Source organism: Stenotrophomonas sp. TWI700, assembly GCF_039673645.1.
GTDB classification, from domain to species: Bacteria; Pseudomonadota; Gammaproteobacteria; order Xanthomonadales; family Xanthomonadaceae; genus Stenotrophomonas; species Stenotrophomonas maltophilia_AA.
This window is the reverse complement of sequence record NZ_JBDJMB010000015.1, coordinates 18,455-29,384: the sequence shown is the minus strand read 5'-3', so window position 1 is coordinate 29,384 and position 10,930 is coordinate 18,455. Positions and strand designations below refer to the sequence as shown.

The 10,930-nt window shown below is 67.7% G+C and carries 10 protein-coding genes; 4 read left to right on the top strand and 6 right to left on the bottom strand.

The features are described 5' to 3' along the window. The first annotated feature begins 329 nt into the window (after positions 1-329). From ABE473_RS12035 to ABE473_RS12025, 3 genes are read left to right on the top strand one after another with little or no spacing between them, the layout of a single operon-like run. Positions 330-527 carry a zinc-finger domain-containing protein gene (locus ABE473_RS12035; RefSeq protein WP_019183790.1) on the top strand — a complete coding sequence of 66 codons (198 nt, stop codon included), beginning with the start codon at positions 330-332 and terminating at the stop codon, positions 525-527. A gap of 15 nt (positions 528-542) precedes the next feature. Then, on the top strand, positions 543-1,655 hold the full coding sequence (locus ABE473_RS12030; RefSeq protein ID WP_346489637.1) for a glycosyltransferase: 1,113 nt from the start codon (positions 543-545) through the stop codon (positions 1,653-1,655). 58 nt (positions 1,656-1,713) lie between these two features. Further along, entirely contained in the window at positions 1,714-2,958 is a 1,245-nt protein-coding gene (locus ABE473_RS12025) for an O-antigen ligase family protein (RefSeq protein ID WP_346489636.1), read from the top strand. 59 nt (positions 2,959-3,017) lie between these two features. On the opposite strand, the gene ABE473_RS12020 is transcribed toward ABE473_RS12025, so the two are convergent. Beyond that, positions 3,018-3,938 (bottom strand): LpxL/LpxP family Kdo(2)-lipid IV(A) lauroyl/palmitoleoyl acyltransferase, encoded by a 921-nt coding sequence (locus ABE473_RS12020; protein ID WP_346489635.1) that lies wholly within the window; start codon positions 3,936-3,938, stop codon positions 3,018-3,020. Between the two features lie 95 nt (positions 3,939-4,033). Between ABE473_RS12020 and waaA the strand changes: the two genes are divergently transcribed. Next, positions 4,034-5,332, top strand: coding sequence for a lipid IV(A) 3-deoxy-D-manno-octulosonic acid transferase (gene waaA, locus ABE473_RS12015; protein ID WP_346489634.1), 1,299 nt, complete (start codon positions 4,034-4,036; stop codon positions 5,330-5,332). A gap of 48 nt (positions 5,333-5,380) precedes the next feature. Here the strand turns inward: waaA and mgtE are convergent, their stop codons facing one another. From mgtE to ABE473_RS11990, 5 genes are all read right to left on the bottom strand, one after another. After that, complete coding sequence (gene mgtE / locus ABE473_RS12010) at positions 5,381-6,763, bottom strand: magnesium transporter (protein ID WP_346489633.1); 1,383 nt, start codon at positions 6,761-6,763, stop codon at positions 5,381-5,383. A 95-nt stretch (positions 6,764-6,858) separates the two neighbouring features. Next, positions 6,859-7,527, bottom strand: coding sequence for a hypothetical protein (locus tag ABE473_RS12005; RefSeq protein ID WP_346489632.1), 669 nt, complete (start codon positions 7,525-7,527; stop codon positions 6,859-6,861). Positions 7,528-7,987: 460 nt separating this feature from the next. Then, a complete protein-coding gene (locus ABE473_RS12000) occupies positions 7,988-9,349 on the bottom strand; it encodes a TolC family outer membrane protein (protein ID WP_346489631.1) in 1,362 nt (453 codons plus the stop codon). 16 nt (positions 9,350-9,365) lie between these two features. After that, on the bottom strand, positions 9,366-10,013 hold the full coding sequence (locus ABE473_RS11995; protein ID WP_179460114.1) for a protein-L-isoaspartate O-methyltransferase: 648 nt from the start codon (positions 10,011-10,013) through the stop codon (positions 9,366-9,368). A gap of 131 nt (positions 10,014-10,144) precedes the next feature. After that, a complete protein-coding gene (locus ABE473_RS11990) occupies positions 10,145-10,810 on the bottom strand; it encodes a TetR/AcrR family transcriptional regulator (RefSeq protein ID WP_319208370.1) in 666 nt (221 codons plus the stop codon). Between the last annotated feature and the right edge of the window lie 120 nt (positions 10,811-10,930).

Below are 10,930 nucleotides of genomic sequence, written 5' to 3'. Positions count from 1 at the left end.
ACGGCGTCGCCCCAGCCATCGGCAGACGGCAGGAAAGAGGCGATGCATGTCCGGTGGGGGTCGGGCAGGCGATCGGGTCGATGATCGGTACCCGGCTGATCCTGCATCACGACAACTGGCCCTGACAAGTGCAATTAGTTCGATCTAAATCCGGTAAATTCGTTTCATATCGAATTGTTGACAACGGATTTGGATCGATTTAAAAGCAACGGTGGTTCGTGTTGGCACTGCGTCCGGTCCTGCACCGGGGCATGCCGGGCACTGCGGCCCTCCCCGGCCGCCAGATGCTAGAATCGGCGGTCTCGCAACCCCCTTTGTGTGTCCACGCCATGAGCCATACCGCCACCGCGCCCGCCAATGCCGAGAAGCGTTACACCGTGCACCGCAGCGACCTGCCGCTGAGCTGCCCGACGCCGGAAATGGCGCTGTGGAACTCGCACCCGCGCGTGTACCTGCCGATCGAAGACGAGCCGAACTGCGAGGCCGCGTGCCCGTACTGCGGCGCCGTGTTCGTGCTCGCCGACTGATCTGCGGACCACACTGTGCGCCGACTGACCGTGGTGCAGCTGCTGCCGGCGCTGCACTCCGGCGGGGTCGAACGCTCCACCCTTGAGATCGCCTCCGCCCTGGTTGCCGCCGGCCACCGGGCCATTGTCGTGTCCGCCGGTGGGCGCCTGGTCGAGCCCCTGCTCGCCAGTGGCGCCGAGCACCTGACCCTGGACATCGGCCGCAAATCGCTGCTGACGCTGCGTCACGTGCTGACCCTGCGCAACCTGTTCAACGAGGTGGGCGCGGACATCGTGCATGCACGCTCGCGGCTGCCGGCCTGGCTGGGGCTGTATGCCGTACGCAACCTGCCGGCCGCCACCCGCCCGCACTGGGTCACCACCGTGCACGGGCTCAACTCGCCCGGCCGCTACAGCGCGGTGATGACCAGCGGCGAGCGCGTGATCTGCGTGTCCAACAGCGTGCGTGAGTTCGTGCAGACGCATTACCCCGGCGTTCCGGCCGAGCGCCTGCAGGTGATACCGCGCGGTGTCGATGTCGCGCAGTTCCCGCGCGTGGGTCGGCAGGATCGGCGTGCGCGCCTGGCCGTGGCCGAGCAGCACCCCGCACTGGCCGGCGACGCACCGTTGCTGTTGTTGCCTGGCCGTGGCACCCGGCTGAAAGGGCATCGCCACGCGCTGACGCTGCTCGCCGGGCTGCACGCTGCCGGTGTGCCGGCCAGGCTGTGGATGCCGGGCACGCGCGAGCCGGGCCGCGAAGCGTATGTCACCGAACTGGAAACGCAGGCGCGCAGCCTCGGGGTGTTCGATGCGGTGCTGATGACCGCACCGACTTCGCGCATCGCGCAGGCCTATGCGGCCAGTGATCTGGTGCTGCAGCTCTCGGACAAGGCCGAAGCCTTCGGCCGCACCGTGGTCGAAGCGCTGTCGGTGGGCCGCCCCGTGCTGGGCTGGAACCATGGCGGCGTCGGCGAGTTGTTGACTCAGCTGCAACCCTCCGGCGCGGTACCCTTGGGCGACGCCGATGCACTGCTGGCGCGCGCGCAGCAGTTGCTGCTGCAGCCGCCCTCACTGCCGACGCGGATCCCGTTTACCTTGCAGGCAATGCAGCGTGACACGCTCCAGCTCTATACCTCCCTCATCGGCTGAGCCCACCCTCGTACCGGGTTCGCCGGCCTCCCGCGCGGGCCGCTGGGCGCCGTGGTGGGTGATTGCGTTTGTCGCGTTGTGGCCGCTGCCCGGCATCGCCGAAGGCGTCCTCGTGCTTGGCGCGCTGTACGCGGCGGTACGCATGGTGCAGCTGCGCCTGGAGGGGAAACAGCGTCTGCTCAGCAGCCCCGCGTGGGCCCTGACCAGCATCCTGTTCCTGGGCTACTGGCTGCCGCAGGCATTCTCCGCCTTCGATGCGATCGATCCCGGCACCGCGTGGCGCAAAGCCGCCGCCGGCCTGCGCTATCTGCCCTTCATGTGGCTGGTCGCGATTGCCGTGGCGACGCCACAGCGACGTGCGCTGACCCTCGGTGGCCTGGCGCTGATCACCGGGCTGTGGACAGTGGATGCACTGGCCCAGGCAATCGTCGGCACCAGCCCCTTGTTCTGGTCGATGGACCAGCTCAAGTGGGCGTTCAGCGGGCACGGCCTGTGCGCGCCCGAAGAGATGGCGTTGGTGGATCGCCTCAGCGGCGTCCTCGGCCCGTGCAATCTCAAGTTCGGCCAGGTCCTGGCCAGTCTGTCGCCGTTCCTGCTGTTCGCCGCTTCACGTCGTGCCGGCATCCTCGGCTGGTCGCTGGTGGCGGCCGCGGTCGGTGTGGTGCTGGTGTTGGCCGGCTCACGCGCGGCGTGGCTGACCTATGCGCTGGTGCTGGTGTTCTCCGGTTGGCGCCTGATCGGCGTGCGCGGGCTGCTGGCCTGCCTCGCCGTCGGTGCGGTGGCGGCGGTCGTGCTGACCGTGAGCGTGCCGCAGGTCGGGGACCGCGTGGCGCGTACCGCCATGGCCTGGGAAGGCGAGAGTGATGGCGTCAACCAGGCGCTGTCCGGTCGTGCGCAGATCTGGTCGGCGGCCACCTGCATGATCGAAGCGCACCCGATCAACGGTGTCGGCGCGCGTGGGTTCCGCGATGCTTACCCGGGCTGCAACCCGGACCCGGCCGCGCAGGAAGTCTGGGGCGCGGGGCCGGCATTGCATGCGCACCAGATCCTGCTCGAGATCCTCTCCGAAACCGGCATCCTCGGCCTGCTGCTGTGGCTGGCGGCGGTCGCCCAGGCCTGGCGCGCGTGGCGCTTCGCACCGCCCGAGGCCCGCGAACGTGCGCGCCCGGCGATGCTCGCGCTGGCGGTGACCGTGTTCCCGCTCAATACCCATCTGGCGTTCTACTCCACCTTCTGGGGCGGCCTCACGCTGCTGCTGGCCGCGCTGTACGCGGGCAGTCTGTTGGCACGCGACGACGGGTAGAGCCACGCCATGCGTGGCTGCTTGTGGTCTGGCACCCTGCAGCCACCCATGGGGTGGCTTTACCGGTAGTAATCGCTCCGCCCACCGGGCTGGCGCTTGAACCGGCGGTGGATCCACAGGTACTGGTCCGGCGCCTCGCGCACCATCGCTTCGATGGCCTGGTTGACGCGCGCGGTATCGGCCTCGACATCCTCGCTGGGGAAATTCTCCAGCGGTGCGCCGATCTTCAGGAAATACTTCCCGCCTTCGCGACGGTGGAAAAACGGGATCACCGCACAGCCGGTCATTCGGGCCAGCTGGTGCGTGGCCGTGATGGTCGAAGCGGTGTGGCCGAAGAACGGCACGAACACGGTGTCCTTGCCGCGCATGTCCTGGTCCGGCGCATACCAGAGGAAGCCGCCCTTCTTCAGGTGCCGCACCGTCGCGCGGATGTCCTCGTTGGCGTACATCGCCTTGGCATAGCGCAGGCGGCCGAACTTCACCGCCCACTCGTACACCGGGTTGCGGTGCTTGCGGTACATGCCGGACAGCTCGACGTGGTCGCACAGCAGGCGGCCACACATCTCCAGCGTCATGAAGTGGCCGGACACCAGCAGGACGCCGCGGCCCTCGGCCTGCATGCGGCGCAGGTGCTCCAGCCCTTCGATCTGCACCTGCGGGCGGATGCTGTCGATGCTGCCCCACCAGGCCCGCGCGAACTCGAAGATGCCCACGCCCAGGGCGTCGAAGCTGTCGCGCAGCAGGCGCTGGCGCCAGGCGTCGTCCTTCTCCGGGAAGCACAGCTTCAGGTTGACCTCGGCGGCGCGCCGGCGGCTGCTGGCCAGCCGGTAGGCGACCGTGCCGACACCCCGGCCGAGCGCGCGCTGCAGCATCCACGGCAGGCGGGCGATCGCGAAGGCGAACAGCATGAAGGCGAAGGTCGGCCAGTGGCGCGGGTTGCGCAGGGACGGCCGGGTGGCGGTGGAAGCATTATCGGACATGCCTCGATTCTAATGGATGCGCCCGGATGCGTCCCGGCGGGGCCCTCACGGCGGCGCGGCGTGTCTTCCCCGCGCCGCTCCCGTATCCTTTGTGCATGCGTAAAAGCCCTGTCGAATGGATCCTGCGCGGCCTGTACTCGGCCGTGCTTTACCTGCTGTTGCCGATCACCGTGTACCACCTGGTCTGGCGGGGCTTCCGGGTGCGCGAGTACTTCCAGCGCTGGGATGAGCGCTATGCCTCCTATCCGCACTCCAGCGGCCAGCCGCGGGTATGGCTGCACGCGGTCTCGGTGGGCGAGGTGAACGCCGCCGCGCCACTGGTGAACGCCCTGCGTGCGCTGCGTCCGGACATCCGCTGGGTGATCACCACCATCACCCCGACCGGCTCCGAGCGCGTCCGCGCGCTGTGGGGCGATGCGGTCGACCACGTGTATCTGCCTTACGACGTGCCGGGCAGCGTCGGTCGTTTCCTGGGCCACTTCAAGCCCAGCCTGGCCCTGATCCTGGAAACCGAACTGTGGCCGAACCTGCTGTTCGGCTGCCGCGACCGCCGGATTCCGGTCTACATCCTCAACGCCCGGCTGTCGGCGCGTTCGCTGCGCGGCTATCGCCTGCTGCGGCCGTTGATCGGTCGCGCGCTGCGCACCGTGACCTGCGTGGCCGCGCAGTCGGCCGACGATGCCGATCGCTTCATCCAGCTCGGCGCCCGTCCGGATCAGGTGCAGCCGCTGGGCAATCTGAAATTCGATATCGCCACGCCGAACGTGCAGGAGTTCATCGCGCGCTTCCACGACCTGGTGCCCGCCGAGCGCCCGGTCTGGATCGCCGCCAGCACGCACGAGGGTGAGGAGCAGGCCACCATCGATCTGCATCGCCGCCTGCGCGAGGCGGTGCCGGGGCTGCTGCTGTTGTGGGCGCCACGGCATCCCGAGCGCTTCCCGCGGGTGGAGGCGCTGGCCCGCGAGCAGGGCTGGAAGGTCGCCACGCGCCGCCAGCAGCAGTGGCCGCAGGCCGATACCGATGTGTTCGTGATCGATACCCTCGGTGAGCTGATGTCGTTCTATGGCTGCGCACAGGTGGCCTTCGTCGGTGGCAGCCTGCAGGCCATCGGCGGGCACAACCTGCTGGAACCGGCGGCGATGGGCACCGCTGCGGTCACCGGGCCGCACCTGCACAACTTCGCCGAGATTTCCCGGCGCATGCGCGAAGCAGGGGCCGTGGTGATCGCGGAGGATGCCAACGGTGTCGGCGACGCGTTGCTGACCCTGCTGCGCGATCCCCAGGCGCGGGAAGACATGGCCCGCGCCGGCTGTGCCCTGGTGAGCAACGGCCGTGGCGCGTTGAAGCGCACCGTGGCCCTGATCGCGCCGCAGCTGCCGCCACCGGTGGCGTGATCAGTGCAGGTCCAGTCGCCCTGCCGGGCGACCACACCTGACCACGCCTCAGCCTGCCGCGACCAGCAGGTCGCCCAGGAAGGCATACGCAAACCCGAAGTAGATGAACACCCCGATCAGATCCATGACCGAGGTGATCATCGGTGCCGACAGCGTGGCCGGGTCCGCGCCGATGCGGCGTGCGGCGAATGGCAGCAGCGCGCCGATGATGCCGCCCAGCGCGGTGCACACCAGCATGCTCGAGCCCACCACCAGCAGAACGTCCATGCCCACGCCTTTGCTGAAGTACGCCAGGATCGCTTCGAGCAGGGCGATGGTGATGCCCAGCGCCGCGGCCACCGGCAGTTCGCGCTTGATGACGAAGGCCACATCGCGCCAGCGCAGTTTCAGCTCGCCCAGCGCCATGCTGCGGATCACCAGCGTGGCCGACTGGCTGCCGGTGTTGCCGCCCATGTCCACGATCGGGGCGATGAAGGCGGCCAGCACGATCACCTGCGACAGCAGTTCCTCCTGCGCGGCGACAAACGTGCTGGTGACGATGCCGAAGCAGGTCAGGATCGCCAGCCAGAACACACGCACGCGGAACATCTGCTTCAGCGGCGTGCTGCGCACGTCCAGATCGTTGCCATGCGCACTCACCGTGCCACCGAAGCGGGCCAGCTGCGAAGCATCCTGTTCCTTCTCGATGTCCATCGCATCGTCGACGGTGACGATGCCGATCATGCGATCGCCGCCGTTGGTCACCGGCAGGGCGAGCAGATCGTAGCGACGGATCAGCTCGGCGGCCTGCAGCCGTGGCCAGTGCGCCTGCGCGGACACCGGCTGCCCCTGCATGATCGAGGTGACCGTACTCTTCTCGTTGGCCAGCACCAGGTCGCGCAGCGCCACGGTGCCGCGCAGCCGCAGCAGGTTGTCGAGCACGAACAGGATGTTCACCGTTTCGCTGTACAGCGCAGTGGCGCGGATGTGCGCGAGTGCCTGCGCCACGGTCATGTCTGGAGACACCCAGACATAGTCCGAAGAGGTCGCCGAGCCAACCGTGCCCTCGGGATAGGACGCCATCTTGAGGATGTCGTCGCGTTCGACTTTGGTCAGTGCCGGTAGCAGTTTCTGCTTGGCCTCATCGCCGAGGCGGTTGTACAGATCGGCGCGGTCATCCGAGGGCAGGTGCTCGAACAACTGCACCACCGCCTCGCGCGGCATTGCGGCCAGCAGTGCATCCTGACGGATCTCGGCGAAGTGCGCGAACAGATCGGCGCGCGGCTGCGGGTCGAGCAGCATCAGCAATGGCAGTGTCTTCTCCACGCTCAGTGCATCGAATGCATCGACCAGATCGGAGGGGTGGGTGGTCGCGGCGATGCTGACAAAGCCAGCCGCGTCGAGCGACAGCGAGAGGGTGCGGATCGAGAACAGGAGGTCTTCGCGGTTCATGGTGGTGCTCCAACAGGCGGCGCAGTGCAGTAGCGGTGCGCGGTAAACACGGATGCGGGTGTGTCAGTCGATGAGGTCAGCCGGCAGGCACGGCGTCACGGCGCAGCAGCGAGATTGATGCCGAGCGTGATCCAGTGGCCGTCGCGCTGGTGATGGACGCGTCCAGCGAGCAGGTCCACGCTGGCACCCCGCCAGAGCGCATGGCGCACGCCGAACTGACTGCTGCGCAGGCGCGTGGCATCGCGCGCGGTTTCAGCCAGCAGCGACCACTGCGGGGCGGTAATGATTTCCATGCCGATGCCCTCGGTGCGACCGCGTGCCGCGGCCGTGCGCGCCCAGCCCAGGTTGAGGTGCAGCAGGGTGCGATCCGACGCGCCGAGCATCACCGTCAGCGGCGCATTGATGCCCCAGTCGTCGCCACGCAGGCGGTGCCAGTCGCTGCCGACACCGGCACTGAGCGCCATGCCCCAGCGGCGCTGGTCGATGTCGCGCAGCACGCGCTTGGCACCCAGCGCCCAGTGCGTGTCGGAAGCAGCGCGTTGATGGCTGACACCGAGCGACCACTCCGTGTCGGCGAAGGTGCAGGCCGGTACGGCGGTCCACTCGGCCCCGGCATGGGTATGGCGGCCCCAGCTTTCCAGCTGGCAACGACCGGCGTCGGTGATGGAGGCGTCGTCCACCATCAGGCTGGCGGCGGCGCGGGTGTCGAACGGAAGCATCGCCACGGCCACGAGCGGCAGGGCGAACAGACGGGAAGCGTGCATGGGCAATCTCCAGGCAATCGGAAACGCCAGCGGCACCCCTCTCTTGGGGTCGGATGGAACTGCGGTGCGGATGATGCGAGGCGGGCGAGCGTGTCAGCTGCGCCGGAAGGCCCCGTCCTGTGCGGACGGAACCGACCTTGGGGTCAGTGGGTCCGTCGGCTCAGGAGCAGCAACGAGATCGACTATGACTGTCCAAGGAGGGCGCCTCTGGAGGGAAGGGAAGGTGGTGCGGGGCGGACCATAGTCGTCCCCCGCCGAAGGGTCAAGCCATTTTCCACGACAGGTGCCGGACGGTGGACCGGTTCACGGCGGAGAGTGTGGGCGGGCAGGCGTTGCACGCGGCGTCCTGCGTGGCAGTGACCGCGTGTGCGCCGCGTGCAGTGTGTCGCGATCGGCATGTTGCACGCAAAAAAAACCACCCGCGGGCGGGTGGTTTTTCTGTCTCGCCGTGCGCCGTCGATCAGTTGACGGTGGTGCTCGGCGTGGCCGCCTTCTGCGTCAGCAGGCGGTTGATGTCCTGTAGTTCGGCGATGTCCAGCGTGCCGACAGCCTGGCCCAGCTGCAGGCGGTTCTGCAGGAAGGTGTAGCGGGCGTTGGCGTAGTCCAGCTGCGCGGAGAACAGGATGCGCTGGTTCTGGATCACGTCGAGCACGGTACGCGTACCGACTTCCAGGCCGACCTGCGAAGCGTCATAGGCGCTCTGCGCCGAGACCACCGCCAGGCGACGCGCTTCCACTTCGCTGATGCCCGCGACCAGGGTCTGGTAGGCATTGCGGGTGTTGCGGTCCAGGGCACGCTTCTGCTGCTCGTAACCGTCCTGGGCGATGTCGCGCTGGGCCAGGGCCTGGCGCACGCCGGACTGGGTGGCGCCGCCGGAGAAGATCGGCACGTTCAGGGTCAGGCCGACGCTGTTGGTGCGACGGTCCGGGCTGAAGCTGCCGCTGTCGCCGACCACATCACCCCAGCTGGCCGACTTGCCGGCGGTGGCACCGAGCGACAGGGTCGGGTAGTGCGCGCCGCGGGCGGCCGAGACGCCGGATTCGGCGGCGTTGACCTTCAGTTCCTGCGCCTTCAGCGCCGGGTTCTGCGCGACGGCTTCGGACACCAGCGTATCGATGGTGGCGTACTTGGCCGGCAGCTCCGGACGGAAATCGGCGGGCAGGGCGCGCAGGTCGGTGACCGGCTGGCCGGTCAGCTCGGTCAGCGCCTGGTAGGCGTCGGCCAGCGTGTTCTGCGCGATGATCGTGTTGGCGCGTGCCTGGTCGTACTGGGCGCGGGCTTCATGCACGTCGGTGATCGGGGCCAGGCCCACTTCCAGGCGCTTGTCGGCGAAGTCGAACTGCTTCTTCGCCGCCGCTTCGTTGGTCTGCGCGGCCGACAGCGATTCGATGCCCACCAGCACGTTGAAGTACGCCGCCGAGGTGCGCACGATCAGGTCGTCGTTGGCCGAATCCAGGGTGAAGTCTGCCGCCTTGCTCAGCTCGCGCTGCGAACGCAGGTTGGCGAACTGGGTGAAGTTGAAGACCGTCTGGCTGCCGTTGATCGTGTAGTTCCGGCTCTTGGTGGTGAATGAGCTGGAGGTCAGATCATGGTTCGGGTTGGTGCGGCTGCGGTTGAGCGAGGCCTCGCCGTTGAGCTGCGGCAGCAGGGCCGCACGCGCCTGCACGGCGCCTTCCTTGTCGTACAGGCGGGTCGACTCGGCAGCCGAGAGCTGCGGATCGCCATTGCGCGCCATTTCGTAGACCTGCAGCAGGTCGGCGGCAGAGGCGGTCATCGGCAGCAGGGCGGCGGCCAGCGCAAGGGCGAGGGATCGGCGGATCATTGCGGCTTCCTTGGACTCAGAGTTGGAACTGGGGTGCCGGGGCGGCACCGCGCAGGTAATCGATATCGGTTTCGAACAGCGATTCAGTGGTGCCGTCCGCCTTGACCAGCACCGCTTCCATGACCGGCGACAGGCCACGGATCACGAACAGTCGACCGCCGGGACGCAGCCACTGGGTGAAACGTGACGGGATGACATCCACCGCGCCGGTGACGCAGATCGCATCGAAGCGTCGCTCGGTGTCCCAGGTCAGGGCGTCGGCGGTTTCGATGCGGACGTTGTTGCCCAGGCCGGCCGCGTCCAGGCGCGCGCGCGCGGTCGTGGCCAGGTCGGCGTCGATTTCCAGGCTCAGCACTTCGCGGGCCAGCTCGCCCATGCAGGCGCTCAGGTAGCCACTGCCGGTGCCGATTTCCAGCACTTCATCACCCGGCTGCAGATCCAGCGCCTGCAGGGTGCGGCCTTCGATGACCGGCTTCATCATCTTCTGGCCGTTGCCCAGCGGCAGCTCGATATCGGCGTAGGCCAGGGCCCGGTGCGATTCAGCGACGAACGCCTCCCGCGGCAAGCGTGCCAGTACATCGAGCACGCGGATTTCCAGCACATCCCAGGGGCGGATCTGCTGTTCGACCATCAGTTCGCGGGCGTGGGAGTAATCGATCGTCATGAGGTTCTATATCCAGCGCAGTGGGCCGGCCATTTTACCGGTGCCGGGAGCCGGCGGCGCGCTGAGAGCATCGCTGCCGTCGCGCCGGGGTCGCAGTGCCGGAAGTCACCGCGACCTCCGGTCCATTCAGTTTAGTGCCGCCGGGCATACGCCCGCAGGAAAAAGTCGACGCTGGCGCTCACGTGGGCGTCGGCGTCGCACTCGGCCGGGGCCGGCCGCAACCCGCACATCATATGCGTATGCAGCTCGCCCTTGATCAAGGTCAGGAACTGGATCGCGGCGGTCGGGAAGTCGGTGATCTCCAGCTCGCCGCGGGCGGTACGGGCACGCAGGAAATCGGCCAGCGCATCGGTGGTCCGCTGCGGGCCGGCCAGCCAGAACATCTCGCGGATCCGGTCGTCGGTATCGGGCGACATCATCACCCGCTGCACGGCCACCGCCGCATCGGAGGTGATCAGGCCGAAAAAGGCGTGGCCGATGCCCATCAGCTGGTCGCGCAGCGGGCCTTCGATGTCGGTGACGAACAGCTCGTCAGGCAGCATCTCGGCGCACTTGGACTGCACAGCTTCGGTGAACAAGGTCTCTTTGTCGCCGAAATGGCTGTAAACGGTCAGTTTGGAGACGCCAGCCTGGGCCGCGATGCTGTCCATGCTCACGCCGTTGTAGCCTTGGTCGACGAACAGGGATTTCGCCGCCTCGAGGATGGCCGCACGCTTGCCCAGATCCTTCGGGCGCCCCGGTCCAGCGGCCTTGGCGGCCGGCTTGGAGGGCGATGTGGAGGAGGTCGGATCAGTCATCCAATCAATACTAGACCAATCGGTTCGATATTTATACTATACCGGCTGGTTCAATATTGAAGCGTTTGGAACAGAGCGTTTCCAGCCGCTTTTCCCGGGTTACTTTTCAGGTCCAGGACC

Excerpts from the sequence above, each read along its gene's own strand:
- ABE473_RS12035 (WP_019183790.1), top strand. The coding sequence starts at position 330 with ATGAGCCATACCGCCACCGCGCCCGCCAATGCCGAGAAGCGTTACACC.
- ABE473_RS12020 (WP_346489635.1), bottom strand. The coding sequence starts at position 3,938 with ATGTCCGATAATGCTTCCACCGCCACCCGGCCGTCCCTGCGCAACCCG.
- waaA (WP_346489634.1), top strand. The coding sequence starts at position 4,034 with ATGCGTAAAAGCCCTGTCGAATGGATCCTGCGCGGCCTGTACTCGGCC.
- mgtE (WP_346489633.1), bottom strand. The coding sequence starts at position 6,763 with ATGAACCGCGAAGACCTCCTGTTCTCGATCCGCACCCTCTCGCTGTCG.
- ABE473_RS12005 (WP_346489632.1), bottom strand. The coding sequence starts at position 7,527 with ATGCACGCTTCCCGTCTGTTCGCCCTGCCGCTCGTGGCCGTGGCGATG.
- ABE473_RS12000 (WP_346489631.1), bottom strand. The coding sequence starts at position 9,349 with ATGATCCGCCGATCCCTCGCCCTTGCGCTGGCCGCCGCCCTGCTGCCG.
- ABE473_RS11995 (WP_179460114.1), bottom strand. The coding sequence starts at position 10,013 with ATGACGATCGATTACTCCCACGCCCGCGAACTGATGGTCGAACAGCAG.
- ABE473_RS11990 (WP_319208370.1), bottom strand. The coding sequence starts at position 10,810 with ATGACTGATCCGACCTCCTCCACATCGCCCTCCAAGCCGGCCGCCAAG.